Annotated in this window: 25 protein-coding genes; 2 read left to right on the top strand and 23 right to left on the bottom strand. The window is 67.0% G+C overall.

Translation table 11 applies throughout. From position 1 onward, the window contains the following. Nucleotides 1-28 precede the first annotated feature (28 nt). Nucleotides 29-2035, top strand: coding sequence for a sensor histidine kinase (locus tag ASE28_RS05105; protein WP_157421875.1), 2007 nt, complete (start codon nucleotides 29-31; stop codon nucleotides 2033-2035). Between the two features lie 12 nt (nucleotides 2036-2047). Here the strand turns inward: ASE28_RS05105 and ASE28_RS05110 are convergent, their stop codons facing one another. The 9 genes from ASE28_RS05110 to ASE28_RS05150 all read right to left on the bottom strand — a co-directional run bounded on the left by ASE28_RS05110 (nucleotide 2048) and on the right by ASE28_RS05150 (nucleotide 8911). After that, nucleotides 2048-2629, bottom strand: coding sequence for a hypothetical protein (locus ASE28_RS05110; RefSeq protein ID WP_235514767.1), 582 nt, complete (start codon nucleotides 2627-2629; stop codon nucleotides 2048-2050). Continuing rightward, nucleotides 2626-3429, bottom strand: a complete 804-nt coding sequence (hisF, locus tag ASE28_RS05115; protein ID WP_057205046.1) for an imidazole glycerol phosphate synthase subunit HisF — start codon at nucleotides 3427-3429, stop codon at nucleotides 2626-2628. Before hisF ends, ASE28_RS05110 begins: the two co-directional genes overlap by 4 nt. Nucleotides 3430-3466: 37 nt before the next feature. Further along, entirely contained in the window at nucleotides 3467-4207 is a 741-nt protein-coding gene (hisA, locus tag ASE28_RS05120; protein ID WP_057265164.1) for a 1-(5-phosphoribosyl)-5-[(5-phosphoribosylamino)methylideneamino]imidazole-4-carboxamide isomerase, read from the bottom strand. Between the two features lie 62 nt (nucleotides 4208-4269). Beyond that, the gene (hisH, locus tag ASE28_RS05125) at nucleotides 4270-4938 is read right to left on the bottom strand and encodes an imidazole glycerol phosphate synthase subunit HisH (RefSeq protein ID WP_057265166.1); all 669 of its coding nucleotides are present in this window, start codon (nucleotides 4936-4938) and stop codon (nucleotides 4270-4272) included. A 54-nt stretch (nucleotides 4939-4992) separates the two neighbouring features. Next, the gene (gene hisB, locus ASE28_RS05130; RefSeq protein WP_057205054.1) at nucleotides 4993-5628 is read right to left on the bottom strand and encodes an imidazoleglycerol-phosphate dehydratase HisB; all 636 of its coding nucleotides are present in this window, start codon (nucleotides 5626-5628) and stop codon (nucleotides 4993-4995) included. Then, nucleotides 5625-6737, bottom strand: coding sequence for a histidinol-phosphate transaminase (gene hisC, locus ASE28_RS05135; protein ID WP_057205057.1), 1113 nt, complete (start codon nucleotides 6735-6737; stop codon nucleotides 5625-5627). Before hisC ends, hisB begins: the two co-directional genes overlap by 4 nt. Further along, nucleotides 6734-7189 (bottom strand): PIN domain-containing protein, encoded by a 456-nt coding sequence (locus tag ASE28_RS05140; protein WP_057265168.1) that lies wholly within the window; start codon nucleotides 7187-7189, stop codon nucleotides 6734-6736. Before ASE28_RS05140 ends, hisC begins: the two co-directional genes overlap by 4 nt. Beyond that, nucleotides 7186-7410, bottom strand: coding sequence for a hypothetical protein (locus tag ASE28_RS05145; RefSeq protein ID WP_057205247.1), 225 nt, complete (start codon nucleotides 7408-7410; stop codon nucleotides 7186-7188). The genes ASE28_RS05140 and ASE28_RS05145 overlap by 4 nt, the downstream gene beginning before the upstream one ends. Nucleotides 7411-7459: 49 nt before the next feature. Continuing rightward, nucleotides 7460-8911, bottom strand: a complete 1452-nt coding sequence (locus ASE28_RS05150; protein ID WP_057265170.1) for a PLP-dependent aminotransferase family protein — start codon at nucleotides 8909-8911, stop codon at nucleotides 7460-7462. A gap of 183 nt (nucleotides 8912-9094) precedes the next feature. On the opposite strand from ASE28_RS05150, the gene ASE28_RS05155 reads away from it, so the two are divergent. Beyond that, nucleotides 9095-9448, top strand: coding sequence for a DUF2917 domain-containing protein (locus ASE28_RS05155; protein WP_235516044.1), 354 nt, complete (start codon nucleotides 9095-9097; stop codon nucleotides 9446-9448). 10 nt (nucleotides 9449-9458) lie between these two features. Here ASE28_RS05155 and hisD read toward each other — a convergent pair whose 3' ends face one another. The 14 genes from hisD to ASE28_RS05225 form a co-directional block, all read right to left on the bottom strand. Continuing rightward, nucleotides 9459-10841, bottom strand: a complete 1383-nt coding sequence (hisD, locus tag ASE28_RS05160) for a histidinol dehydrogenase (RefSeq protein ID WP_057265174.1) — start codon at nucleotides 10839-10841, stop codon at nucleotides 9459-9461. Nucleotides 10842-10882: 41 nt separating this feature from the next. Continuing rightward, complete coding sequence (gene hisG, locus ASE28_RS05165; RefSeq protein ID WP_369818120.1) at nucleotides 10883-11527, bottom strand: ATP phosphoribosyltransferase; 645 nt, start codon at nucleotides 11525-11527, stop codon at nucleotides 10883-10885. Nucleotides 11528-11570: 43 nt separating this feature from the next. Further along, on the bottom strand, nucleotides 11571-12863 hold the full coding sequence (gene murA, locus ASE28_RS05170; RefSeq protein ID WP_057265299.1) for a UDP-N-acetylglucosamine 1-carboxyvinyltransferase: 1293 nt from the start codon (nucleotides 12861-12863) through the stop codon (nucleotides 11571-11573). Between the two features lie 47 nt (nucleotides 12864-12910). Continuing rightward, a complete protein-coding gene (locus ASE28_RS05175; protein WP_057265178.1) occupies nucleotides 12911-13153 on the bottom strand; it encodes a BolA family protein in 243 nt (80 codons plus the stop codon). A 76-nt stretch (nucleotides 13154-13229) separates the two neighbouring features. Further along, complete coding sequence (locus tag ASE28_RS05180) at nucleotides 13230-13985, bottom strand: ABC transporter permease (RefSeq protein ID WP_057265180.1); 756 nt, start codon at nucleotides 13983-13985, stop codon at nucleotides 13230-13232. Continuing rightward, on the bottom strand, nucleotides 13982-14944 hold the full coding sequence (locus tag ASE28_RS05185; protein WP_057265181.1) for an ABC transporter ATP-binding protein: 963 nt from the start codon (nucleotides 14942-14944) through the stop codon (nucleotides 13982-13984). Before ASE28_RS05185 ends, ASE28_RS05180 begins: the two co-directional genes overlap by 4 nt. Before the next feature lie 68 nt (nucleotides 14945-15012). After that, nucleotides 15013-15324 carry a lipid asymmetry maintenance protein MlaB gene (locus ASE28_RS05190; protein ID WP_057265183.1) on the bottom strand — a complete coding sequence of 104 codons (312 nt, stop codon included), beginning with the start codon at nucleotides 15322-15324 and terminating at the stop codon, nucleotides 15013-15015. After that, on the bottom strand, nucleotides 15305-15952 hold the full coding sequence (locus tag ASE28_RS05195; RefSeq protein ID WP_057265301.1) for a phospholipid-binding protein MlaC: 648 nt from the start codon (nucleotides 15950-15952) through the stop codon (nucleotides 15305-15307). The genes ASE28_RS05190 and ASE28_RS05195 overlap by 20 nt, the downstream gene beginning before the upstream one ends. Nucleotides 15953-16075: 123 nt before the next feature. Continuing rightward, a complete protein-coding gene (locus ASE28_RS05200) occupies nucleotides 16076-16909 on the bottom strand; it encodes a VacJ family lipoprotein (RefSeq protein ID WP_082607911.1) in 834 nt (277 codons plus the stop codon). Continuing rightward, nucleotides 16906-17394, bottom strand: a complete 489-nt coding sequence (gene mlaD, locus ASE28_RS05205; RefSeq protein WP_057265185.1) for an outer membrane lipid asymmetry maintenance protein MlaD — start codon at nucleotides 17392-17394, stop codon at nucleotides 16906-16908. The genes ASE28_RS05200 and mlaD overlap by 4 nt, the downstream gene beginning before the upstream one ends. A gap of 42 nt (nucleotides 17395-17436) precedes the next feature. Next, the gene (mlaE, locus tag ASE28_RS05210; protein ID WP_057265187.1) at nucleotides 17437-18219 is read right to left on the bottom strand and encodes a lipid asymmetry maintenance ABC transporter permease subunit MlaE; all 783 of its coding nucleotides are present in this window, start codon (nucleotides 18217-18219) and stop codon (nucleotides 17437-17439) included. Further along, nucleotides 18216-19034 (bottom strand): ABC transporter ATP-binding protein, encoded by an 819-nt coding sequence (locus tag ASE28_RS05215; RefSeq protein WP_057265189.1) that lies wholly within the window; start codon nucleotides 19032-19034, stop codon nucleotides 18216-18218. Before ASE28_RS05215 ends, mlaE begins: the two co-directional genes overlap by 4 nt. Before the next feature lie 309 nt (nucleotides 19035-19343). Then, nucleotides 19344-20822 (bottom strand): glutamate synthase subunit beta, encoded by a 1479-nt coding sequence (locus ASE28_RS05220; protein WP_057265191.1) that lies wholly within the window; start codon nucleotides 20820-20822, stop codon nucleotides 19344-19346. A 53-nt stretch (nucleotides 20823-20875) separates the two neighbouring features. Further along, nucleotides 20876-25612: a glutamate synthase-related protein gene (locus tag ASE28_RS05225; protein WP_057265193.1), complete on the bottom strand. Its 4737-nt coding sequence runs from the start codon at nucleotides 25610-25612 to the stop codon at nucleotides 20876-20878. Nucleotides 25613-25631: the final 19 nt, after the last annotated feature.

A 25631-nucleotide genomic window follows, 5' to 3' on the forward strand; every position in this document is an offset into this window, starting at 1 on the left:
CCCAGCCCAGCACTGCACCGGCATTTCCGTGGCCCGCCCCTCCCGCACCCTGCAGCCCGGCACGCCAGCCCCAGGCCGACAGGGTTGGCGCTGGATGGCATCTGCCTGCCTGGCCCTGGCGCACTTGCTGGATTGGGCCCCATCGCTGGCGCATGCAAGCCTGCTGGAACCGGCCACCGACATCACCAATGCCATGGTTTCGCGCGTGGAGCGCTGGGAGCCCGTGCCGGGGTCCGAGCCCTCCATCGGCCCGCCGGGGGAGGGAGCGCAGGGGCAGTGGCACCCTGTCGAGCTGCCCCAGGCCATACAGCGCAAGGCCACCACACGGGCAGCCGTCAATCTGCCCCTGCCCACGGTCTGGTACCGCACGGCATGCCCTGTGCCGGCAGCCCAGGAGACGCTGGCCCTGTACCTGCCCCGCGTGAACGGCGGCCCCCTGCAGGTATGGCTGCGCAATGCACAGGCCACGCGCCAGTTGCTGGACAACAGCCCGGCCTGGCCCTCGCAGTGGAACCAGCCCATCCTGCTGCGGCTGCCCAGCGCCGCCGCCCAGCCCCACGGCAGTTGCCTGCTGTTCCTCGCGCTGCCACCGCGCGCCGACGGCAGCTATGCACTGAGCCGTCTGTGGCTGGGAGCGGAGACTGAACTGCAGAGCCTGTGGTCGGCACGCCAGCGCTGGGTCGTCACCGTGCCCCTGGCGGCCAGCACCACGCTCGTCATGCTCGGGCTGTTCTCGCTGGCGTTCTGGTGGCGCCGCCGCAAGGACACGGCCTACCTGTACTTCGGCCTGGCATCGCTGGCCTGGTGGCTGCGCAACCTGCACTACGGCATCGAGCTGCCACAGAACCTCGACGCCCTGCGCTGGTTCTGGTGGGCCACCGATGCCTCGATGACCTGGGTCATGCTGCTGGTCTACCTGTTTTCGCTGCGTTTTGCCACGCGTCGCTTTCCGTGGGTAGAGCGCCTGCTGCTGGGCTTTGCGGTCCTGGTATCGGCCATGTCCATGCCGTTCCTGCCCTGGGCTCTGGATACGCCGCTGCTGCTGCATGCCGCCAATACGCTGGTCGCCATGGGCGTGACCCTGCTCATCGCCGGGTCGGCCTGGCGGGGCAGCCGCGAGTTGCGGGTGCTGGCGCTGGCGCTGTGCATCTGCCTGGGCCTGGGCGTGCACGACCTGGCGCTGCTGCAGCTGCGCATATCGCCCGAGAGCCTGTACCTCATGCCTTACGCCATGGTGCTGGTGCTGGGCGCTTTCCTGTACGCCGTGAACCGCCGCTACATCAGCGCGCTGGAGCACGCGGAAGGCGCGGCCCAGGTGCTGCAGGACAAGCTCTCGGAACAGCAGCGCGCGCTGCAGGGCAATTTCGCCCTGCTGGCCGAGGTGGAAAACGAGCGCGTGCGGCTGACGGAGCGCCAGCGGCTCACGCGCGACATGCACGATGGCCTGGGTGCCATGCTGGTGTCGTCGCTGGGACAGATGGAACAAGGACGCCTGTCGCAGGGCGATGTGGCCCAGGTGCTGCGCGACTGCCTGGAAGACTTGCGCCTGACCATCGATTCGATGGAGCCCATCGACCAGGACCTGACCACCCTGCTGGCAACCCTGCGCCAGCGCGTAGGCCACCGGCTGGCACAGGGCGGCATCACCCTGCACTGGCACATGGACGACCTTCCGCCGCTGCCCTGGCTGGATGCGCCTGCGGCGCTGCACGTGCTGCGCATCGTGCAGGAGGCGCTGGCCAACGTGGTCAAGCACTCCGGGGCGGCCAATGTCACGCTATCGGCCACTGTGGACACGGGGCCGGGGGTCTGCGTTCAGATCGAGGACGATGGCCGCGGGCTGCCCTCCCTGGCAGGCAACACCCCGGGGCGGGGGCTGAACCACATTGACGAACGTGCGCGCCAGTTGGGTGGCCATGCGCGGATACTTCCGGGTCACCTGGGCGGCACGGTGGTGCAGCTGTGGCTGCCGCTAGAAGGCCCGCCGCCCCCTGCCACCGATGGATTCAGGCACTCACGCTGGCCTGCACCCTAGCCACTCAGCCCCTCAGGGCTTTGCCACCGTGAGGAAGACCCGCTTGCGGTCCCAGTTCTTGCGGCCCAGGTACTTGATGGCGATCACGTAGCGGCCGGGAGGCAGAAAGTCCTGCGTCAGCGTCTCTTGCTGCGTGACGACCGGCTGGCCGTTCACGCGCACGCTCTGTTGCGCCACCATTTCAGTCTCGCTCTCCAGATCCTGGCCATCGAGCCCGTAGACCGTGACGTCGGGCTCTTCCTTTTCTTCGCCCACATGGGCCAGGCCCATGGCGTTGGGGCGTGTGAGCACGTCGAGCGCCACCTTGCCGTCCACCGGTTCGCGCACGATCCAGTAGACCTCGCGCACGTTGTCGTTGAGCTCGGCCAGGAGGGCCTTGAGCTTTTCGTACTCGGCCTTGTCGGCAATCACCTGCACCGCCTTGCCGCCGATGGTCGCGTCAAAGCAACGACCGATGCGGTCCACGCAGGGAATGCGGTCGAAATAGCCGCGCGCATAGGACGGCGCCGGCACCTGCTGTGCTGCGGCTGGCATGGCGGCAAAACCGGCGCACAGGGCCATGGCAGCGGCCAGGGCCCGCAAGGAGCCCCTCATAACAGCCGCACCGGGATGCCCCGCCCCGCCATGTGCTGCTTGGACTGGCCCACGGTGTACTCACCATAGTGGAAGATGCTGGCGGCCAGCACCGCGTCGGCGCCGCCGATCTGGATGCCGTCGGCCAGGTGGTCGAGGTTGCCCACGCCGCCCGAGGCGATCACGGGCACGCTCACCGCATCACTCACCGCACGCGTCAGCGCCAGGTCGAAGCCGGCCTTGGTGCCGTCGCGGTCCATGCTGGTGAGCAGGATCTCGCCCGCGCCGCGGCGCGCCATCTCGGTGGCCCAGGCCACGGCGTCCAGGCCGGTGTTCTTGCGCCCACCATGGCTGTACACATCCCAACCCGGGCCCACGGCCTTGCCGTCGGCCCCGGTGCGCTGCGCATCCTCTTCAGAGCGGCGCTTGGCATCAATGGCCACCACGATGCACTGCGCACCGTACCTGTCCGATGCCGCATTGATCACGCCGGGGTCGGCAATCGCGGCCGAGTTGAAGCTGGTCTTGTCCGCGCCCGCATTGAGCAGGCGGCGCACATCGGCCACCGTGCGCACGCCTCCGCCGACGGTGAGCGGAATGAACACCTGGCTGGCCACGGCTTCGATGATGGGCAGGATCAGGTCGCGCCCATCGCTGGTGGCGGTGATGTCGAGAAAGGTCAGCTCGTCGGCGCCCTGCGCGTTGTAGCGCGCGGCGATCTCGACGGGGTCGCCCGCATCGCGCAACTCGACGAAGTTGACGCCCTTGACCACGCGGCCTCCGGTCACGTCCAGGCAGGGGATGATGCGTTTGGCAAGCATGTCAGTCAAAGGTAGTCGTTGGGGCGCGCTTTACGCGTCAGCCATTGAGTTCATCGGCACGCGCCTGCGCTGCCGCGAAATCGAGGTCCCCACTGTAGATGGCGCGCCCGCAGATCACGCCTTCGACGCCCTCACCCTCGACCGCACAGAGCTTCTCTATGTCGGCCATGTTCGACAGGCCGCCCGAGGCGATCACGGGGATGCTCAGCGACTGCGCGAGCTTGACGGTGGCTTCGATGTTAATGCCCGAGAGCATGCCGTCACGGCCGATGTCGGTGTAGATGATGGACTCGACGCCCCAGTCCTCGAACTTCTTGGCCAAATCCACGACCTCGTGGCCGGTGAGTTTGCTCCAGCCATCGGTGGCAACCTTGCCGTCCTTGGCATCGAGGCCGACGATGATGTGGCCGCCGAAGGCACTGCAGGCGTCCTTGAGGAAGCCGGGGTTCTTCACCGCCGCCGTGCCGATGATCACGTAGCGCAGGCCGCCATCGATGTATTTTTCGATGGTGTCCAGGTCGCGGATACCGCCACCGAGCTGCACCGGGATGTCCTCGCCCACTTCCTGGAGGATGGACTTGATCGCGGTGAAGTTCTTGGGCACGCCGGCAAAGGCGCCGTTCAGGTCCACCAGGTGCAGGCGGCGTGCGCCGGCCTCCAGCCACTTGCGCGCCATGGCGGCAGGGTCTTCACCGAAGGTGGTGGATTGGTCCATGTCGCCTTGCTTGAGGCGTACGCAGTGGCCGTCCTTGAGGTCGATGGCGGGAATGAGCAGCATGGTGGGTTCGGGTGAAAAAGGGCGAGGCCGGGCTCGGCCCGAACAGGGTTGGAAATGAAAACTCAGGGGTTCCAGTGCAGGAAATTGCGGTACAGCGCCAGGCCGTGCTCCGCACTTTTCTCGGGGTGGAACTGCGTGGCAAAAATATTATCGCGTGCAATTGCTGCGGCGAACACACCGCCGTAGTCGGCCTCGCCCGCGCAGTGCGCTGCATTCTGCGGCCGGGCATAGAAACTGTGCACGAAATAGAAGTAGCTGCCGTCAGGCACGCCGGACCATACCGGATGTACCGCACCGCCGTGCGCCACCTGGCGCACCTGGTTCCAGCCCATCTGCGGCACCTTGAAACGGCTGCCATCGGGCTGGTTGCGGCCGGCGAGGTCGAACTTGCGCACCTCGCCAGGGATCAGCGACAGGCCGGGCGTGTCGCCCTCGGCGCTGTGGTCCAGCAGCATCTGCATGCCCACGCACACTCCGAACATCGGTTTGCTGGCCGCCGCTTCGAGCACGGACTCCGAGAGGCCCGAGTCGCGCAGCTCGCGCATGCAGTCGGGCATGGCGCCCTGCCCCGGCAGCACGATGCGCTGGGCGGCGCGCACGTCTTCGGGGCGCGAGGTGACGACCACGGTCCAGCCCGAGCCTTCGGCCGCAGCCTGCACGGCCTGCGACACCGAGCGCAGGTTGCCCATGCCGTAATCAACCACGGCGACGGTTTTTGCTTCCATATTCATAGCTATCGGCGCTTGGCGAAAAATCGGTAGCGGCCTTTTTTCAGCGTGTGGGAATCAGAGACTGCCCTTGGTGGACGGAATGGTGCCGGCGGCGCGCGGGTCGCGCGTGAGGGCCGAGCGCAGCGCGCGGGCAAAGGCCTTGAACACTGTTTCGCACTGGTGGTGCGCGTTGATGCCCTTGAGGTTGTCGATGTGCAGCGTCACGCCCGCGTGGTTCACGAAGCCCTGGAAGAATTCGTAGGTGAGCTGCGTGTCGAAGCCGCCGATGCTGCCCGCCGTGAACGGGATGTGCAGGTGCAGCCCGGGGCGGCCCGAGAAATCGACCACCACGCGGCTCAGCGCCTCGTCCAGCGGCACATAGGCATGGCCGTAGCGGGTGATGCCCTTCTTGTCGCCCACGGCGCGCGCGAAGGCCTGGCCCAGGGTGATGCCCACGTCTTCCACCGTGTGGTGGCCGTCGATGTGCAGGTCGCCGTCGCAGTCGACCTCCAGGTCGATCAGGCCGTGGCGGGCGATCTGTTCGAGCATGTGGTCGAAAAAGCCGATGCCGGTGTGCAGCTTGGCCTGGCCGGTGCCGTCGAGGTTGATGCGCACGGTGATGTGCGTCTCGGCGGTGTTGCGGCTGACCTCGGCGGTGCGGTCGGCCTGTGGGTCGGTCGAGGCGGAGGGAACGAGTGCAGAAGAAGTCATAGGGAGGCTTGGAGCGCAGCAAGCATCTGCGCGTTGTCGTCGGCGTTGCCCACCGTGAGGCGCAGGCAGTTCACCAGCATGGGGTGCATTGTAGAAACGTTCTTGACGAGGACCTTGCGCTTTTTCATGCCCTCGCAGGTTGTGGCGGAATCGGCCACACGCACCAGCACCATGTTGGCCTCGCTGTCCCAGCACTTTTCGATGCCCGGCAGGGCCCTGAGGGCCTGCACCAGCAGTGTGCGCTGGGCGCGCAGCTCGGCCGCCTGGTCGGCGAATACGTCGGCATGCTCCAGCGCGAACAGCGCTGCCTCGCAGTTGAGCACGCTCACGTTGTAGGGCGGGCGCACCTTGTCGATCTCGGTGGTCACGGCCGCTGGCGCGATGAGGTAGCCCAGGCGCACCCCGGCCAGGCCGAACTTGCTGAGCGTGCGCATGAGCAGCACATGGCCGTTGCGCGCCGGTTCGGCGCGCATGCGGTCGATCCAGGTGCGGCTGGCGAAGGGCTGGTAGGCCTCGTCCATCACCACGAAGCCGCCCTGTGCGCCCACCGCGTCGATGATGCGCTGCACCGCGCCCTCATCCCACAGCGTGGCCGTGGGGTTGTTGGGGTAGGCGATGTAGGTGATGGCCGGGCGGTGCTGGGCGATGGCGGCCAGCATGGCCGGCTCGTCGAGCTCGAAATCGGCAGTGAGCGGCACGCCCACGAAATCCAGGCCCTGCAGTTGCGCGCTCAGCGGGTACATCACGAAGCCGGGCATGGGCGCCAGCATGGTGGCACGCTCGCCGGGCTGGGCGCAGGCCAGGGCCAGCAGGGTGATGAGTTCGTCGGACCCATTGCCCAGCACGATGCCGTGACCCTCGGGCATGCCGGCGTACTTCGCCAACGCGGCCTTCAGGTCGTTCAGGCGCTCGCCCGGGTAGCGGTTGAGCGCCAGCGCGCCCAGGCGCTGGCCCAGCGCGGCCTGCAGGTGGGCGGGCAGGCGAAACGGGTTTTCCATCGCGTCCATCTTGAGCATGCCGGTGGACGGCTGCACGGCATAGGCATGCATGGCGCGCACGTCGGCACGGATGCGGTTCAGGGCGGCCAGAGGCGGGGCAGTGGTGGTCATTCGGCGGTGTCCAGTTCGTTGGGGGCGACAAGAAAGGGGTTGATGCAGCGCACGGCGTCCAGCACCTGATCGTGCGGCAGCGCCTCGGTGAGCAGGTAGCGGCAGCCCTGCTGGTGGGCCGAGGAGACGATGAGCGCGTCCCAGTAGCCCAGACCATAGCGGTCCTGCAGGTCCCAGGCGCCGTCCACGGTGTAGGCGTCGAGGTGCGGCGGCAGCCACACGCGCAGGCGCCGCACCTGGGCGCGCACCAGGGGCACGGTGCGCGGGCCCTCGAAGCGCTGGATGGCCTGGTTGTACAGCTCGTTGAGCACCTGGGAGCTGATGCGCCCGCTGCGCGTCTGCCAGCAAAAGCCCAGCCACTCGCGGGCCCGCGCCTGGCGCACTGGGTCGCGGTCGTCCACGCTGGCCAGCAGCAGCTCGGTGTCGACGAACAAGGGCACGGTGCTGCTCATCGCTGGAACAGGATTTCGCGCGGCACATAGGGGCCGCTGGAAGCGCCCCAGCTCTCGAAGCCCAGCGCCTCGCGCATGGCCTGGGCGTAGGCGTCTTCCTGGCGCATCTTTTCGGCCAGCCACTCGCCCACCAGGCGCGACACGCTGCTGCCGCGCTTGGCGGCTTCGATGCGCACCCATTCGGCGGCGGCGTCGTCCATGGTGATGGTGACGTTTTTCATGGGATCCATATTACACGAAGTTCGTGCTCCACGAAGTTCGTGTAGAAATTCAGGCGACCTTGCGATCGGTGGCCTGGAGCACGCGGCAGGCCATCTCGCCCACGGTGCGCAGGGCCACCAGGTGTTCCGGGGTCCAGTCGCCCCCCACGCCGATGCGCAGGCAGTTGCGAAAGCGCCCGCTGGCGCTGAACACGGTGCCGGGGGCGATCAGGATGTGTTCGGCCAGGCAGGCTTCATGCAGTTGCACCGAGTCGAGCGCGCGCGGCAGCTCCACCCACAGCAGCATGCCGCCGGGCGGGTCGCTGACCCGCGTGCCCGGCGGAAAGTGCGCGCCGATGGTGTGGCGCACCTCGTCGAGCCGGGCCGCAGCCGCCGCGCGCAGCTGGCGCATGGCGGCCGCATGCCCGCTCTGGTTGATGAGGTCGGCCAGCGCCAGCTCCAGCACGGCCGACTGGCCGCCGGCCTGCATGTCCTTGATGCTGCGCAGTTGCTCGGTCCAGCGCCCGGCCTCGACCCAGCCCAGGCGCAGGCCCGGGGCCAGGGTCTTGGAGAACGAGTCGCAGAGCATCACGTGGCCCGTGGTGTCGTAGGACTTGACGGTGCGGCGCATCTCGTCGGACTCGGCCAGGTCGGCGTAGATCGCGTCCTCGATCACCGCCATGCCGTGGCGCGAGGCCATCTGCGCCAGCCGGCGACGCTCGGGCTGGGGCATGCAGCTGCCCAGCGGGTTGCTCAGCGTGGGCACCACCATCAGGGCCTTCACGGGCTGCGTATCGAGCGCAAGCTGCAGCGCATCGAGCGAGATGCCGTGGCGCGGGTGCGTGGGGATCTCCAGCGCCTTGAGGTGCAGGCCTTGCAGCACTTCGAGGAAGGAAAAGTGCGTGGGCGACTCCAGCGCCACCACGTCGCCCGGCTGGGTGACGGCGCGCAGGCACAGGGCGATGCTGTCCATGCAGCCTCCGGTGATCACGATGTTCTCGGGGTCCAGGCTGCAGCCCAGGCCCACGGCATAGCGCGCCAGGGCGCGCCGCGCCTCCTCCTGCCCGGCCGACGAGGGATAGGTGCACAGCAGCTGACGGTTGCGCTGCACGGAGCGCACCACCGCGCGGCGCACGCGGTCGGGGTTGAGCATGTCGGGCCCCGGGGTGCCGCTGCTGAAGGAGAGCATGTCCGCCGGCTGGGCACGGCCCATGATGCGCTGGCCCAGCCAGTCCACCGACACCTCGCGCGGGCGGCGCAGCGGGCGTGGGGTGGTGGGCTCGGGCAGGTTGACAGGGCGCGCCGCCACGAAGAAGCCCGAGCGCGGGCGCGCCGTGATCAGCCGCGCGTCCTCGAGCCAGTGGTAGGCCTGCACCACGGTGCTCTGGGCCACGCCGCGCTGGCGCGCCAGTTCGCGCACCGAAGGCATCTTCTCGCCGCGCGCCAGGGTGCCGTTGCGCACCAGTTCGGCCAGTTGGGCCGCGATCTGCAGGTAGAGGGGGGTGGTTTCCACGGCGTCCATGGCTTCATTCTGTACTGGCAGGGCCAGCGATGGCCAGTACAGATTGACCCCAGTCAATACGACACAGAGCCCCGCAGCGGGGGATCTGTACTGCACCAGCTCGCGCCGTGCTGTGGCTGGTGGCCCAGGGCGCGGGCGCGCACAGTGCAAGGCATGAACTCACTGCACACCCCCTCCCCCGCTTTGACCACTGTCCCACCGCTGCGGCCACAGGCCCTGGCGCTGCAGTGGAACCGCCAACCCTTGCCGCCTCTGCAGGCCGTGCAGGCGCTCGAATTCCGCACGGGCGAAACCGGCCTGCTCGAAGTCGAGCAGGGCCGCGTCTGGGTCACCTGCGATGGCCTGCTCGAAGACTATTTCCTTGATGCAGGCCAGCGCCTGTCGTTCGCCGGGCCGGTGCGGCTGCGCGTGAGCGCCGAGGGCGGCCGGCCGGCGCGCCTGAGCTGGGCGCGGCACCGGAATTCGGATGCATCGGACCGTTCAGCGGCGGCCGATGTGCCCGCGCCGGGCGCGTCCATCCGCCTGCAGGCGGCCTGAAAAAAGGCTATCAGCCCCGGGCTGGCGGCACGGGCTTGAGCCGCAGCTCGGCAGCGCGCGCGTGGGCCTGCAGGCCTTCGCCATAGGCGAGTTCGGCCGCGATGGTGCCCAGGGCCTGGGCACCGGCCTCGCTCACCTCGATGAGGCTGCTGCGCTTCTGGAAGTCGTAGACGCCCAGTGGCGAACTGAAGCGTGCCGTGCCGCTGGTGGGCAGCACATGGTTGGGGCCTGCGCAGTAGTCGCCCAGGCTTTCGCTGGTATAGGCCCCGAGGAAGATGGCGCCCGCGTGGCGCAGCAGGGGCTCCCAGCGGTGCGGTTCGATGCTGCTCACCTCCAGGTGCTCGGGGGCGATGCGGTTGCTGATGGCGCAGGCCTCTTCCATGCTGCGCGTGTGGATCAGGGCGCCCCGGCCGTTCAGGCTCTTGGCGATGATCTCGGCGCGGGGCACGGTGGGCAGCAGGCGGTCGATGGCCTCCTGCACGGCGTCGATGTAGGCCGCGTCGGGGCACAGCAGAATGCTCTGCGCCAGCTCGTCGTGCTCGGCCTGGGAGAACAGATCCATCGCCACCCAGTCGGCCGGGGTGCTGCCGTCGGCCAGCACCAGGATTTCGCTGGGGCCGGCGATCATGTCGATGCCCACGGTACCAAACACGCGCTTCTTGGCGCTGGCCACGTAGGCGTTGCCCGGGCCGGTGATCTTGTCGACCTTGGGCACGGTGTCGGTGCCATAGGCCAGCGCGGCCACGGCCTGCGCCCCGCCGATGGTGAAGGCGCGCGTGACGCCAGCCACGTAGGCCGCCGCCAGCACCAGCTCGTTGCGTTCGCCCTTGGTGGATGCCAGCTGCGCGCCCGAGCCGCCGGTGGCCACGCTGCCGCGAACGGGCGTGGGCACCACCATGATGATCTCCTGCACGCCGGCCACGTGGGCGGGGATGGCGTTCATGAGCAGGCTCGACGGGTAGGCCGCCTTGCCGCCGGGCACGTAGATGCCCACGCGATCGAGCGGGGTGACCTTCTGGCCCAGCAGGGTGCCGTCCTCGTCGCGGTAGCTCCAGCTCTCGCCCGAGGCCTTCTTCTGCGCCTCGTGGTAGCTGCGCACGCGCCGGGCAGCGGCCTGCAAGGCATCGCGCTGGGCCGCGGGAATGGCGTCGAACGCGGCCTTGAAATCGGCCTGCGTGAGTTCAAGCCCGGCCATGGAATCGGCCGCCAGGCCGTCGAAGCGCGCCGTGTAATCGAGCACGGCGGCATCGCCACGCGCCTGCACATCGGCCAGGATGTCGGCCACGCGCTGCTCAATGGCCGCATCCGTGTCGGCGGACCAATGCAGGCGATCGCGGAAGGCGGCTTCGAAATCGGCGCTATCGGTGCTCAGGCGTACGGGCTTGGCTTGCATGGCTTTCGGGTCTCTGTCGCTGTGGGAAATCGGTGATTCGTTCAGGCGCGCGCTGCGGTGGCCGCAGCAAAGGCATCGATGATGCGGCGCAGCGGGGCCTGCTTGAGCTTGAGCGCGGCCTGGTTGACGACCAGGTAGGAGCTGATGTCCATGATGCGCTCGACCTCCACGAGGTGGTTGGCCTTCAGAGTATTGCCCGTGGACACCAGGTCGACGATGGCGTCGGACAGGCCGATCAGCGGCGCCAACTCCATGCTGCCATAGAGTTTGACCATGTCCACGTGCACCCCCTTGGTGGCGAAGAAGTCGCGCGCGATGGAGGTGTACTTGGTGGCCACCTTCAGGCGCGAGCCCTGCTTGACGGCGCGCTCGTAGTCGAAGTCGTTGCGCACGGCGACGCTCACGCGGCATTTGGCGATCTGCAGGTCCAGCGGCTGGTACAGGCCCTGGCCGCCATGCTCGATGAGGGTGTCCTTGCCGGTCACGCCGATGTCGGCGCCGCCGTACTCCACGTAGGTGGGCACGTCGGTGGCGCGCACCAGCACCACGCGCACGTCGGGCTGGTTGGTGGGCAGGATGAGCTTGCGCGATTTTTCGGGGTCTTCGAGCACCTTGATGCCGGCAGCGGCCAGGAGCGGCAGGGTCTCGTCGAAGATGCGGCCCTTGGACAGGGCGAGGGTGATCATGGTCATACGGGTTCTCTGAAAGGGGGCGCGGGCGGTGTGGCGGTCAGGACATCCGCTCGATGTCCGCTCCGATGCCGCGCAGCTTGGCTTCCATGCAATCGTAGCCACGGTCCAGATGGTAGATGCGGTCCACCACGGTCTCGCCGTCGGCCACCAGGCCGGCAATCACCAGGCTGGCCGACGCACGCAGGTCGGTGGCCATCACGGTGGCGCCCGACAGGGGTGGATTCACGGCCTCGGCGTTGCCCAGGCCCTCGATCACGGCCACCTTGCCATCGGTCTGGATGCGGGCACCCAGGCGCACCAGCTCGTCCACATGCATGAAGCGGTTTTCGAAGATGGTCTCCGTCACCGTGGAGGTGCCCTGCGCCACGCAGTTGAGTGCCATGAACTGGGCCTGCATGTCGGTGGGAAAGCCCGGGTATTCGGTGGTGCGGAAACCCTGGGCGCGCAGCTTGCCGGCGCCGGGGCTCTGCACGCGGATGCCGCCATCCACAGCCTGCACCTGCACGCCGGCCTCGCGCAGCTTGTCGATCACGGCATCGAGGTGGTCGGCGCGGCCATGGCGCAGCACCACGTCGCCGCCGGTGGCGGCCACCGCGCACAGGAAGGTGCCGGCCTCGATGCGGTCGGCCACCACACGGTGGGTGCAGCCGTTCAGACGCTCCACGCCCTGGATGCGGATGCGGCTGCTGCCGTGGCCTTCGATCTTCGCGCCCATGGCGATCAGCATCTCGGCCAGGTCGATGATCTCGGGCTCCTGCGCGGCGTTTTCCAGCACCGTCTCACCCTCGGCCAGCGCCGCGGCCATGAGGAAGTTCTCGGTGCCGGTCACCGTGACCATGTCGGTGGTGATGCGCGCGCCCTTCAGGCGCGTGGCGCCGGCGGGCAGCTTGGCGATCATGTAGCCGTGCTCGACCACGATCTCGGCCCCCATGGTGGCCAGGCCCTTGATGTGCTGGTCCACCGGGCGCGAGCCGATGGCGCAGCCGCCGGGCAGCGACACCGTGGCCTCGCCGAAGCGCGCCAGCAGCGGGCCCAGGGCGAGCACCGAGGCGCGCATGGTCTTGACCAGCTCGTACGGGGCCTCGGGCGTGTTCAGGCCACTGGCGTCGATGCGCACGGTGCCGTCGGGTGCACGCTCGGCCGCCACGCCCATGTTGCGGATCAGGGTCAGCATGGTGCTCACGTCCTGCAACTGGGGCACATTGAGCAGGGTGACCGGCTCGGCCGTGAGCAGCGCGGCGCAAAGTTCGGGCAGCGCGGCATTCTTGGCGCCGGAGACCAGCACCTCGCCCTGCAGGGTGCGGCCACCACGGATGAGGAGTTTGTCCATCACGAAACCAGTGAAAAAGTAGTGGGAGGTGCCGGGGTAGCAGCGGCTCAGCGCGGCTGCGCTGCCCATTCGGCGGGCGTGAAGGTCTTCATGGACAGGGCATGCACCTCGTCCGTCTGCATGCGCGTGCCCAGCGTGGCGTACACGCGCTGGTGGCGCTGGATGAGGCGCTTGCCCTCGAACTCGGCCGAGACGATGGTGGCGTACCAGTGGCGGCCATCGCCCTGCAGGTCGATGTGCTCGCAGGCCAGGCCGGCGGCGATGAGGTCTTGGAGTTGGTCGGCGGTCATGGGTGGGGCGTGGTTGTCTGCATCCGGGGCGGGCGGCAAGGGTACCGCGAACCGCTCCCGGGCGGTTCAATATCGGTCAATGGCGGATCTTGTAGCCGGTGCGCAGCAGGTGCACGGCCAGCCAGCTGACCGCGAGCCAGGCCAAACCCACGATACCGAGGCTGAGCCAGGGCGAGGTGTCGCTCTGGCCGAAGAAACCGTAGCGGAAACCGTCGATCATGTAGAAGAACGGGTTCAGGTGGCTCACGATCTGCCAGAACGGCGGCAGGGACTGGATGGAGTAGAACACGCCGGACAGGAAGGTCATCGGCACGATCACGAAGTTCTGGAACGCGGCCATCTGGTCGAATTTGTCGGCCCACAGCCCGGCGATGAGCCCCAGCGTGGCCAGAAGGCCCGCCCCCAGCACGGCAAATGCAATGATCCACAACGGCGCTGCGAACTCCGGTCGCGCGAAGGCGACCGTGACGATGAACACCCCCAGCCCCACGGCCAGCCCGCGCACGATGGAGGAGCCCACATAGGCCACGAACCAGGCCCAGTGCGACAGGGGCGTGAGCAGCACGAACACCAGGCTGCCCATGATCTTGCTCTGGATCAGGCTCGACGAGCTGTTGGCGAAGGCGTTCTGCAGCACGCTCATCATCACCAGGCCGGGCACCAGGAAGGCCGTATAGCTGATGCGGTCATAGACCTTCACATGGTCTTCGAGCACGTGGCCAAAGATCAGCAGGTACAGTACGGCGGTGAGCACCGGCGCGGCCACGGTCTGAAAGCCCACCTTCCAGAAGCGCAGCAGTTCCTTGTAGAACAGGGTTTGCCAGCCGGTCATGCGTGGGCTCCCAGGGCTGCGGGAGCGGCAGAGGCCGCAGGCGGCGGGTGCGACGCCGATGTGCCGGCCATCACCTGCAGGAACACATCCTCCAGGTCGGGGCGGCGGATCTCCATGTCATGCACCTCCACACCCGCCACGCGCAGCGCGGCCAGGTGCTCCTCGATCTCGCGCGCGTCGTGCGCCGGCATCTGTACGATGCGGCCGGTGACGCGCGCCAGGCGCGCCAGTGCGGGCGGCAGCTCCACGTCGGCCTTGAACTGCAGCACATTGCCCGAAGCGGCCTTGAGCAGTTCGCTGGTATCGGCCAGGGCCACCACCTGCCCGGTCTTGAGCATGGCAATGCGGTTGCACAGGGCCTCGGCCTCCTCAAGGTAGTGCGTGGTGAGCAGCACGGTGTGCCCTTCCTTGTTCAGGCGGGCGATGAATTGCCACAGGGTCTGGCGCAGCTCCACGTCGACCCCGGCGGTGGGCTCGTCAAGCACGATGATGGGCGGCTTGTGCACCAGGGCCTGGGCCACGAGCACGCGCCGCTTCATGCCACCCGAAAGCTGGCGCATGTTGGCGTTGGCCTTGTCCGTGAGGCCCAGGTGGTGCAGCAACTCGTCGATCCAGGCGTCGTTGTTCTTCACACCGAAGTAGCCTGACTGGATGCGCAGCGCCTCGCGCACGTTGAAGAAGGGGTCGAACACCAGCTCCTGCGGCACCACGCCGAGCTTGCGCCGGGCCTGGGCGAACTGCGCCTGCACGTCGCTGCCCTGCACCAGCACACGGCCGTTGCTGGGCCGGGCCAGGCCGGCGAGGATGCTGATCAGGGTGGTCTTGCCGGCACCATTGGGGCCGAGGAGTCCGAAGAACTCCCCTTCCTCGATGTCCAGGCTGACCTGGTTGAGTGCCTGGAAAGGGCCTTTGGGCGTATCAAAGGTCTTGGAAACGGCTTGGAATGAGACTGCGGGCATGAGCCGCTGATTTTAAGGCCTGGTGCACAAACCTGCTGCGCCGGCCCCGGTAGCCCCTGCCAGACGGGTCAGGCTGCAGGCAGCAGATCTGCAACGCCGTACAGCCCAGCCATGCTGGTCAGCGCTGCGGGCAGTCCCTGTACGGCAAAGGTCTTGCGGTCCGAGAGCGCCTCGCGCCGGCATTCGAGCAGCACCGCCAGCGCGGAGGTGTCGAACACGGACAGCGCCTGGGCATCCACCACTACGCCCGCCTCCTTGTGCACCTTCAGGCCCTGCAGCAGCATGCGCAGGCACGCCGGTGCCTGGCGGTGCGTCAGTTCCTGCGGAAGGACCAGGACGGGCACGGTGGAAGGCCTTGTGTCAGCCCTTGGTGCCGGCATTGGACTTGTTGCGCGCTTCCAGCGAGGCAATCAGGCCATCCACGCCCTTGGCGTTGATTTCCTGCGCGAACTGGCCTTTGTAGGTTTCCACCAGCCACACGCCGAGCACATTGAGGTTGTAGATCTTCCAGCCGGCGCCATCGCCCGGGGTCTTCTCCAGACGGTAGTCGAGCTGGATCGGGTCGCCGCGGCCCACGATCTCGGTGCGCACCACCACGTCCTTGTCGGCAGGATCGCCGCGCAGGGGCTTGACCTGGATGGTCTGGTCGTTCACCTGGGCCAGCGCACCCGCATAGGTGCGCACCAGCAGGATCTTGAATTCGTCCTGCAAGCGCTTTTGCTGCTCAGGCGTGGCCTGGCGCCAGCCCGGGCCCACGGCGGCGGCGGTCATGCGGCGGAAGTTCACGTTCGGCATGACCGTCTTGTCCACCAGCGCGATCACCTTGGACAGGTCTCCGCCCTGGATGGCCTTGTCCGCCTTGACGGTGTTGAGCACGTCGGTGGACAGGCGCTTGATCAAGGCGTCGGGGGCTTCATCTGCGGCCAGGGCCGACAGGGGCAGTCCCAGCGTTGCGGTGGCCGCCAGGGCCAGGGCGATATGGCCCACGAGTCGTCGATTCATCATCATGTCATCTGCTTTCATTGGGGCGGGCAAGGCACCCTTCATTTCATTGTGGGCCCGAGGGGCCATCCATGTGCTTCTGCCAGGTTGCGGTGTGCAAGCAAGTGCAACACCCAGCCGGCGGGAAAATCAGCGCTTCTTGGCGTCCGCAGGGGGCTCCTCGGGCAGCATGCCGTCCTTGGAGTCCTGGGCGCCATCATCCTTGTCCTTGTCGTACGGCGCCTCGCCGGCCTGGCTGCGCACCTGCAGGAACACGTCGCGCGTGAAGCTGTACTTGTCGAGCGCAGCACTGTCGAGCACGGAACCCGCACGCAGCAGGTTGGCACGCACATCCACCGCGCGCAAGGCATACAGCGAATTGCGGGCCGAGGTCGGGTCCACGTAGCGCACGGGGTTGCCCATCATGTCGACCGGCAGGGCAAAGGTATCGCGCACCGTGGAGGGCCCGAGAATGGGCAGCACCACATAGGGACCTGTGTCCACGCCCCAGCGGCCCAGCGTCAGGCCGAAGTCCTGGCGGTAACGGTCGATGCCCAGCTCGCTGGCGACATCCAGCACGCCGCCCAGGCCGAGAAAGGTGTTCACGTTCACGCGCATGAAACTGGAAGCGGCACCTTCGAGCCGGAATTGCAGCACATTGTTTACGAAGGACCAGACGTCGGTCAGGTTGGCGAAGAAGTTGCTCACCCCGGTGCGCACCGGAGCGGGCGTGACTTCCTTGTAGGCCGTGGCCACGGGCTTGAGCACCAGGGCATCGACCTGTTCGTTGAACTTGGTGACCCCACGGTTATAGGGTTCCAGCGGGTCGCGCGGGTCGTTGCGGGGACCGCTCGCGCAGCCGACCAGCAAGGCGAGCCCCAGCACGGCCACCAGGGCCCGGCCGGCACGACGCAGCGTTGCGGCGCCATTCGCGGGGTGGCTTTCATCGTCGCGGGCCGTGCCCGCTTGCGTCCTGTTCATCATTTTTTGCTACCTGCCCCTGCGGGCTTACTGCCGTCTTCGGCTTTGCTGTAAAGAAATTGTCCAATCAGGTTTTCGAGCACCACGGCGGACTGTGTGGCGGTGATCATGTCGCCCGCCGCGAGGTTCTTCTCGTCGCCGCCAGCCTCGATGCCGATGTACTGCTCGCCCAGCAGGCCGCTGGTGAGGATCTTGAGCGAGCTGTCCTTGGGGAACGCATAGCGGTCCTGCATCGCCAGCGTGACGCGCGCCTGGTAGGTCTTGTCATCGAAGGCGATGGACTCGACCCGGCCCACGACCACGCCGGCGCTGCGCACGGCCGCCTGGGGCTTGAGGCCCCCAATGTTGTCAAAGCGCGCGGTGAGCTGGTAGCCGCGCTGGAAATTGAGGGTCAGCAGGTTGGCCGACTGCAGGGCCAGGAACACCAGCGCCGCGATGCCCAGCATCACGAACAGGCCTACCCAGACATCATTCTTGGAGCGTTGCATCGTTAAGGTCTCTTTTCTTCGTCTGCCGGTGGTTGCCCGGCATCAGATACTGAACATCAGGGCGGTGAGGAGGAAGTCCAACGCCAACACTGCCAGCGATGCCATCACCACCGTGCGTGTGGTCGCGCGCGACACGCCCTCGGGCGTGGGCTTGGCGGCATAGCCCTGCAGCAGCGCCACGAAGGTGACGGTGACACCGAACACCGCGCTCTTGAGAACGCCGTTGCCGACATCCTTCCACACATCCACCCCGCCCTGCATCTGGCTCCAGAAGGCGCCGGGGTCGATGCCGATCAGCACCACGCCGACCACCCAGCCACCGATCACACCGACGGCGCTGAACACGGCGGCCAACAGCGGCATCGTGATGACACCCGCCCAGAAGCGCGGCGCCAGGATGCGCCGCACCGGGTCCACGGCCATCATCTCCATGGCGCTGAGCTGCTCGCCCGCACGCATGAGGCCGATCTCGGCCGTGAGCGAGGTGCCTGCACGTCCTGCAAACAGCAGCGCCGTGACCACGGGCCCGAGCTCGCGCACCAGCGACAGCGCCACGAGCATGCCCAGTGCCTCGGACGAGCCGTAGCGCTGCAGCGTGTAGTAGCCCTGCAGGCCGAGCACAAAGCCCACGAACAGGCCCGAGACGGCGATGATGGCCAGCGAATAGTTGCCCAGGAAGTGCACCTGGTCGCGCACCAACGACGGCCGCAAAAAGGTGGCACCGAACAGTCGCACCAGGCGCACGAACAGGTGCGCCGCAGCGCCGATGTCGGCCAGCTGCTGGCGCACGGCCAGGCCCACATCGGAAGGTTGGTACCAGCTCACAGGCCTATCCCCCCGGCAGGGCCGAAGTCCTGCTCCGCCGTCGGCCCCGGGTAATGGAAGGGCACGGGCCCGGTGGGCAGCGCGTGCACGAACTGGTGCACCAGCGGGTCCTTGCTGGCACGCACCTCGTCGGGCGTGCCCTGCGCGGCGACCACGCCCTCTCCGAGGATGATCACGTGGTCGGCCAGGCGGAAGGTCTCCTCCAGGTCGTGCGAGACCACGATGCTGGTCAGCCCCATGGCATCGTTGAGCTGGCGGATGAGTTGGGCGGCAGTGCCCAGCGAAATGGGATCAAGCCCGGCAAAGGGCTCGTCGTACATGACGAGTTCGGGGTCGAGCGCGATGGCACGGGCCAGCGCCACGCGTCGGGCCATGCCGCCGGATATCTCGCTGGGCATGAGGTCGCGCGCACCGCGCAGGCCCACGGCATTGAGCTTCATGAGCACAACATCGCGCACCAGCGCCTCGGGCAGATCGGTGTGCTCGCGCAGCGGAAAGGCCACGTTCTCGAACACATCGAGGTCGGTGAACAGGGCACCGAACTGGAACAGCATGCCCATGCGCCGCCGCGCTGCATAAAGGCCGGCCGCGTCCATCTTCCCCACATTCTGGCCATCGAACAGCACCTCGCCCTGCTGCGCCTGCTGCTGCCCACCGATGAGGCGCAGCACCGTGGTCTTGCCCCCGCCCGAGGCCCCCATGAGCGCCGTGACCTTGCCGCGCGGCACGGTCAGCGACACGTCGCGCAGGATGGCACGGTCACCGTAGGAGAACGTGACGTTGCGCAATTCGGCAAAGGGCGAGGGCTCAGGCATGCAGAAGAAAAAAGGGGTGGTATGCAGAAACGATGGTCCGCGCGCACGGCAATCCCCGCGCGCAATACAGCAGCGATGGTAGCCGAATCCGCAAACATACATGCATGTATGTTTGCACTTTCCCGATACGGGTTGTGCAGACCTGTCCAGTACACCAGTGTCTGGTATTCCCGGAGAGACATTGCTTCCAATTGTGCCTATATCCAGCGTCGCGCGTGCGCAACGGTCTTTCCTGGATGGGCACCCTGCTGCACGCCATGAAAAACGGCGCCACCGGGGCGCCGCTCTCAGCCGTTGCCTTGCCAGCAATCAGCGCGGCAGATCCGAGTAGCCCATGAGGAACTCATCGACCGAACGCGCGGCCTGGCGGCCTTCGCGGATGGCCCAGACCACCAGGGACTGGCCACGGCGGATGTCGCCTGCGGCAAACACCTTGGGGGCGCTGGTGGCGTAGCCGCCGTCGAACTCGGTGGTGGCGCGGGCGTTGCCACGGGCGTCCTTGTCGACACCGAAAGCTTCGAGCACGGCCGCCACGGGGCTCACGAAGCCCATGGCCAGCAGCACCAGGTCGGCCTTGAGGATCTGCTCGGAGCCGGCGACCTCGACCATCTTGCCGTCCTTCCACTCGACACGCACGGTCTTGAGGCCGGTGACTTTGCCCTTCTCGCCGATGAACTCCTTGGTGGAGATGGCGAACTCGCGCTCGCAGCCCTCTTCATGGCTGGAGCTGGTGCGCAGCTTGATCGGCCAGTAGGGCCAGGTCATGGGGCGGTTCTCGACTTCGGGCGGCTGGGGCATGAGTTCGAACTGCGTGACGCTGACCGCGCCATGGCGGTTGCTGGTGCCCACGCAGTCGCTGCCGGTGTCGCCGCCACCGATCACGATGACGTGCTTGCCATCGGCGCGCAGCTGGTTCTTGAGCTTGTCGCCGGCGTTGACCTTGTTCTGCTGGGGCAGGAACTCCATGGCGAAGTGGATGCCGTCGAGGTCGCGGCCTGGCACGGGCAGGTCGCGGCTCTGCTCGGCGCCGCCGGTCAGCAGCACGGCGTCGAACTCGGCCTGCAGCTGCTCGGGGGTGACGGTTTCCTTGGCCCAGTTGGTGACCTTGGAGCCCTTGCCCAGGCCGTCCTTGGCCGCGCCGACGAAAACGCTGGTGCGGATGGTGACGCCTTCGGCCTTGAGCTGGTCGGCACGGCGGTCGATGTGCGTCTTCTCCATCTTGAAATCGGGGATGCCGTAGCGCAGCAGGCCGCCGATGCGGTCGTTCTTCTCGAACAGGGTCACGTCGTGGCCCACGCGCGCCAGTTGCTGTGCGGCGGCCATGCCGGCCGGGCCGGCACCGATCACGGCAACCTTCTTGCCGGTCTTGTGCTTGGACGGCAGGGGCTTGACCCAGCCTTCTTCCCAGGCGCGGTCGATGATGGCGTGCTCGATGGACTTGATGCCTACGGCGTCGTCGTTCACGTTGAGCACGCAGGCGGCCTCGCAAGGTGCGGGGCAGATGCGGCCGGTGAACTCGGGGAAGTTGTTCGTGCTGTGCAGCACGGCGATGGCGCTCTTCCAGTCGGCCTGGTAGACCAGGTCGTTGAAGTCCGGAATGATGTTGTTCACAGGGCAGCCGCTGTTGCAGAACGGCGTGCCGCAGTCCATGCAGCGCGCGCCCTGCACCTTGGCCTGGGATTCATCCAGGCCGATGACGAATTCCTTGTAATGCTTCAGGCGCTCGCCGACGGGCTTATAGCCCTCATCGATGCGCTCGTACTCCATGAAGCCGGTGGTCTTTCCCATGATTGCGTGTCCTTGTCTATGAATGCTGTGCAGGTGTTCGGTGGGGCAGCGCCTTACTTGGCGGGCACGGCCACGTTCTTGGAGGCCGGGGCCACCGCGGGGGTGGCAGGCTCCTCGAGCACCTTGCGTTCATAAATCTCGGCCAGCGCGCGCTTGTACTCGGTCGGGAAGACCTTGACGAACTTGCTGCGCGATGCCGCCCAGTTGTCGAGCAGTTCGCGCGCGCGCTTGCTGCCCGTCCAGCGGTTGTGGTCTTCCAGCAGCTTCTTGAGCTGGGCTTCGTCGGTCTGGCCGTTGTGCCAGATGGCGCGCGGCACGGTGGATTCCTGCTCGGACGAGGGCAGGATGCGTTCGAGCGTGACCATGGACATGTTGCAGCGCGTGTCAAACTGGCCGTCTTCGTCGTAGACGTAGGCCACGCCGCCGCTCATGCCAGCCGCGAAGTTGCGGCCGGTCTTGCCCAGCACCATCACGGTGCCGCCGGTCATGTATTCGCAGCCATGGTCGCCCGTGCCTTCGACGACCGCCGTGGCACCCGAAAGGCGCACGGCAAAGCGTTCGCCGGCCACGCCGCTGAAGAAGGCTTCACCCGTGGTGGCGCCGTACATCACCGTGTTGCCCACGATGGTGTTGCGCACCGAATCGCCCCGGAAGTCGATGCTGGGGCGCACGACGACGCGGCCGCCCGACAGGCCCTTGCCGGTGTAATCGTTGGCGTCGCCGATCAGGTACAGCGTGATGCCGCGCGTGAGGAAGGCGCCGAAGGACTGGCCGCCCGTACCTTCGAGCTGGATGCGGATGGTGTCGTCTGGCAGGCCTTCGGGGTGGGCACGCGTCACGGCCCCCGAGAGCATGGCGCCCACGGAGCGGTTGACGTTGCGCGCCACCTCGATGAACTGCACGCGCTCACCCTTGTCGATGGCCGGGCGGCTGCGCTCGATGAGCTTGCGGTCGAGCGTGTTCTCGATGTTGTGGTCCTGCACGTCCACGTGGAAACGCGGCACGTCGGCGGGCACGTTGGGCTGGGCGAAGAGGCGGCCGAAGTCGAGGCCGCGGGCCTTCCAGTGGGCGATGCCAGAGCGCGTGTCCAGCAGGTCGGAGCGGCCGATCAGGTCGTCGAACTTGCGGATGCCGAGTTGGGCCATGATCTGGCGCACTTCTTCGGCGATGAAGAAGAAGTAGTTGACCACGTGCTCGGGCTTGCCCGAGAACTTGGCGCGCAGCGCGGGGTCCTGCGTGGCCACGCCCACCGGGCAGGTGTTCAGGTGGCACTTGCGCATCATGATGCAGCCCTCGACAACCAGAGGCGCCGTGGCAAAGCCGAATTCGTCGGCTCCGAGCAGCGCGCCGATGGCGACGTCGCGGCCGGTCTTCATCTGGCCGTCGGCCTGCACGCGCACGCGGCCGCGCAGGCGGTTGAGCACCAGGGTCTGCTGGGTTTCGGCCAGGCCGATTTCCCAGGGGCCGCCTGCGTGCTTGATGGACGACCAGGGCGATGCACCCGTGCCGCCGTCGTGCCCGGCGATCACGATGTGGTCACTCTTGCACTTGGTGACGCCTGCAGCAATCGTGCCCACACCGACTTCGGACACCAGCTTGGTGCTGATGCTGGCGTGCGGTGCCACGTTCTTCAGGTCGTGGATGAGCTGCGCCAGGTCTTCGATGGAGTAGATGTCATGGTGCGGCGGGGGCGAGATCAGGCCCACGCCGGGCACGCTGTGGCGCAGCTTGCCGATGTAGTTGGAGACCTTGCCGCCGGGCAGCTGGCCACCTTCGCCGGGCTTGGCACCCTGGGCCATCTTGATCTGGATCTGGTCGGCCGAGGACAGGTACTCGGCCGTGACGCCGAAGCGGCCCGAGGCCACCTGCTTGATGCGGCTGCGCAGGGAGTCGCCGTCCTGCAGGGGCAGGTCGACTTCGACGTTCTCGGCGCCGATGACGCTCTTCAAGGTGTCGCCGAGCTTGATCGGGATACCCTTGAGTTCGTTGCGGTAGCGCGCGGCGTCCTCGCCGCCTTCGCCGGTGTTGCTCTTGCCGCCGATGCGGTTCATGGCCACGGCCAGGGTGGCATGCGCCTCGGTGGATATGGAGCCCAGCGACATGGCGCCAGTGGCGAAGCGCTTGACGATTTCCTTGGCGGACTCGACCTCGTCCACGGGGATGGCCTTGGCAGGGTCGATCTTGAACTCGAACAGGCCGCGCAGCGTCATGTGGCGCTTGCTCTGGTCGTTGATGATCTGCGCGTATTCCTTGTACGTATTCCAGTTGTTTGCACGCGTGGAGTGCTGCAGCTTGGCAATGGCGTCGGGGCTCCACATGTGCTCTTCGCCACGGGCGCGCCAGGCGTATTCGCCGCCGGCGTCGAGCATGGTTTCGAGCACCGGGTCGTCGCCGAAGGCGGCCTTGTGCATGCGGATGGCTTCCTCGGCGATCTCGAACACGCCGATGCCTTCAACGCGGCTGGCGGTGCCCGTGAAGTACTTGCCCACGGTGTCGGTGTTCAGGCCGATGGCCTCGAACAGCTGAGCGCCGCAGTAGCTCATGTAAGTGCTCACGCCCATCTTGGACATGATCTTGGACAGGCCCTTGCCGATGGCCTTGACATAGTTGTAGATGGCCTTGTCCGGCGACAGGTCGCCGGGCATGTTCTTGTGCATCTCGGCCAGGGTTTCCATCGCGAGGTAGGGGTGCACGGCTTCGGCGCCGTAGCCGCCCAGCACGGCAAAGTGGTGCACTTCGCGCGCAGTACCGGTCTCGACCACCAGGCCGGCCGTGGTGCGCAGGCCAGCGCCCACCAGGTGCTGGTGGATGGCCGACAGGGCAAGCAGTGCGGGGATGGCCACCTGGGTAGCACTCACGGCGCGGTCGCTGACGATCAGGATGTTGGCGCCGCCCTTGATGGCGTCCACGGCCTGCGCGCACAGCGAGGCGAGCTTGGCTTCCACGCCCTCACGGCCCCAGTCCAGCGGGTAGGTGATGTCGATGGTGGCGCTCTTGAACTTGCCCTGCGTGTACTTTTCGATGTCGCGCAGCTTGGCCATGTCGGCGAAGTCGAGCACGGGCTGGCTCACTTCGAGCCGCATGGGCGGGTTGACCTGGTTGATGTCCAGCAGGTTGGGCTTGGGGCCGATGAAGCTGTTGAGCGACATCACGATGGCTTCGCGGATCGGGTCGATCGGCGGGTTGGTCACCTGGGCGAACAGCTGCTTGAAGTAGTTGAACAGCGGCTTGTTCTTGCCCGAGAGCACGGCCAGCGGGCTGTCGTTGCCCATGGAGCCGATGCCCTCCTCGCCATTGCGGGCCATGGGGGCCATCAGGAACTTGATGTCCTCCTGCGTGTAGCCGAAGGCCTGCTGGCGGTCAAGCAGTGGCAGCGTGGAGGCTTCGGGCGCAGGCGCGTCGGCTGCGGCGTCGATGCTGTCGAGCTTGATGCGCAGGTTTTCGATCCACTGCTTGTAGGGCTTGGTGTTGACGACGTTGGCCTTGAGCTCCTCGTCGTCGATCATGCGGCCCTGCTCCAGGTCGATCAGGAACATCTTGCCGGGCTGCAGGCGCCACTTGCGCACGATCTTGTTCTCGGGGATGGGCAGCACGCCCGATTCCGAGGCCATGATGACCAGGTCGTCGTCGGTGATGCAGTAGCGCGAGGGGCGCAGGCCGTTGCGGTCCAGCGTGGCGCCGATCTGGCGGCCATCGGTGAAGACGATGGAGGCCGGGCCATCCCAGGGCTCCATCATCGCGGCATGGTATTCATAGAAGGCGCGGCGGCGCTCGTCCATCGTGGTGTGCTGCTCCCAGGGCTCGGGGATCATCATCATCACGGCCTGGCTGATGGGGTAGCCGGCCATGGTCAGCAACTCGAGGCAGTTGTCGAACGTGGCGGTGTCGGACTGGTCGGCGAAGCTGATGGGGTAGAGCTTGTGCAGGTCGGCCGCGAGCACGGGCGAGGCCATCACGCCTTCGCGCGCCTTCATCCAGTTGTAGTTGCCCTTGACGGTGTTGATTTCACCGTTGTGCGCCACGTAGCGGTACGGGTGGGCCAGCGGCCATTCGGGGAAGGTGTTGGTGGAAAAACGCTGGTGCACCAGACCGATGGCCGAGACGCAGCGCTCGTCCTGCAGGTCCATGTAGTAGGTGCCCACCTGGTCGGCCAGCAACAGGCCCTTGTAGACCACGGTGCGGCTGGACATGCTGGGAACGTAGTATTCCTTGCTGTGCTTGAGCTTGAGGTTCTGGATGGCGGCGCTGGCGGTCTTGCGGATCACGTACAGCTTGCGCTCCAGCGCGTCCTGCACGATCACGTCGTTGCCACGGCCGATGAAGACCTGGCGCAGGATGGGCTCCTTCTTGCGCACGGTGGGCGACATGGGCATGTCGACGTTCACCGGCACATCGCGCCAGCCGAGCAGCACCTGGCCTTCGGCCTTGATGGCGCGTTCCATCTCCTGCTCACAGGCCAGGCGCGAGGCATGCTCCTTGGGCAGGAAGATCATACCCACGCCGTACTCGCCGGCCGCAGGCAGCGTGACGCCCAGCTTGGCCATCTCTTCGCGGTATAGCGCGTCGGGGATCTGGATCAGGATGCCTGCGCCGTCGCCCATGAGCTTGTCGGCACCCACGGCGCCACGGTGGTCGATGTTCTCCAGGATCTTCAAGGCCTGCGTCACGATGTCGTGGCGCTTGACGCCCTTGATATGGGCGACGAAACCGAGGCCGCAGGCGTCGTGTTCGTTGGACGATGAATACAAACCGTTTTGTTGGAGATGCTGGATCTCGGCAGCCGTGGTCATGGCGCACTCCTCATGAATT

Origin of the sequence: Acidovorax sp. Root219 (assembly GCF_001428665.1) — a bacterium.
In the GTDB taxonomy this organism is placed as follows: Bacteria; Pseudomonadota; Gammaproteobacteria; order Burkholderiales; family Burkholderiaceae_C; genus Acidovorax.

Bases quoted from the DNA above. Each gene is read 5' to 3' on its own strand.
- ASE28_RS05140 (WP_057265168.1), bottom strand. From the start codon at position 7,189: ATGAGCAGCACCGTGCCCTTGTTCGTCGACACCGAGCTGCTGCTGGCC.
- hisD (WP_057265174.1), bottom strand. From the start codon at position 10,841: ATGCAAGCCAAGCCCGTACGCCTGAGCACCGATAGCGCCGATTTCGAA.
- hisA (WP_057265164.1), bottom strand. From the start codon at position 4,207: ATGCTGCTCATTCCCGCCATCGACCTCAAGGACGGCCACTGCGTACGC.
- ASE28_RS05180 (WP_057265180.1), bottom strand. From the start codon at position 13,985: ATGACCGGCTGGCAAACCCTGTTCTACAAGGAACTGCTGCGCTTCTGG.
- ASE28_RS05190 (WP_057265183.1), bottom strand. From the start codon at position 15,324: ATGCCGGCACCAAGGGCTGACACAAGGCCTTCCACCGTGCCCGTCCTG.
- ASE28_RS05145 (WP_057205247.1), bottom strand. From the start codon at position 7,410: ATGAAAAACGTCACCATCACCATGGACGACGCCGCCGCCGAATGGGTG.
- hisF (WP_057205046.1), bottom strand. From the start codon at position 3,429: ATGCTTGCCAAACGCATCATCCCCTGCCTGGACGTGACCGGAGGCCGC.
- ASE28_RS05150 (WP_057265170.1), bottom strand. From the start codon at position 8,911: ATGGACGCCGTGGAAACCACCCCCCTCTACCTGCAGATCGCGGCCCAA.
- hisH (WP_057265166.1), bottom strand. From the start codon at position 4,938: ATGAATATGGAAGCAAAAACCGTCGCCGTGGTTGATTACGGCATGGGC.
- ASE28_RS05185 (WP_057265181.1), bottom strand. From the start codon at position 14,944: ATGCCCGCAGTCTCATTCCAAGCCGTTTCCAAGACCTTTGATACGCCC.
- ASE28_RS05225 (WP_057265193.1), bottom strand. From the start codon at position 25,612: ATGACCACGGCTGCCGAGATCCAGCATCTCCAACAAAACGGTTTGTAT.
- hisG (WP_369818120.1), bottom strand. From the start codon at position 11,527: ATGATCACCCTCGCCCTGTCCAAGGGCCGCATCTTCGACGAGACCCTG.
- hisB (WP_057205054.1), bottom strand. From the start codon at position 5,628: ATGACTTCTTCTGCACTCGTTCCCTCCGCCTCGACCGACCCACAGGCC.
- mlaD (WP_057265185.1), bottom strand. From the start codon at position 17,394: ATGCAACGCTCCAAGAATGATGTCTGGGTAGGCCTGTTCGTGATGCTG.
- murA (WP_057265299.1), bottom strand. From the start codon at position 12,863: ATGGACAAACTCCTCATCCGTGGTGGCCGCACCCTGCAGGGCGAGGTG.
- ASE28_RS05175 (WP_057265178.1), bottom strand. From the start codon at position 13,153: ATGACCGCCGACCAACTCCAAGACCTCATCGCCGCCGGCCTGGCCTGC.
- ASE28_RS05110 (WP_235514767.1), bottom strand. From the start codon at position 2,629: ATGAGGGGCTCCTTGCGGGCCCTGGCCGCTGCCATGGCCCTGTGCGCC.
- hisC (WP_057205057.1), bottom strand. From the start codon at position 6,737: ATGACCACCACTGCCCCGCCTCTGGCCGCCCTGAACCGCATCCGTGCC.
- ASE28_RS05195 (WP_057265301.1), bottom strand. From the start codon at position 15,952: ATGATGATGAATCGACGACTCGTGGGCCATATCGCCCTGGCCCTGGCG.
- ASE28_RS05200 (WP_082607911.1), bottom strand. From the start codon at position 16,909: ATGATGAACAGGACGCAAGCGGGCACGGCCCGCGACGATGAAAGCCAC.
- ASE28_RS05215 (WP_057265189.1), bottom strand. From the start codon at position 19,034: ATGCCTGAGCCCTCGCCCTTTGCCGAATTGCGCAACGTCACGTTCTCC.
- ASE28_RS05220 (WP_057265191.1), bottom strand. From the start codon at position 20,822: ATGGGAAAGACCACCGGCTTCATGGAGTACGAGCGCATCGATGAGGGC.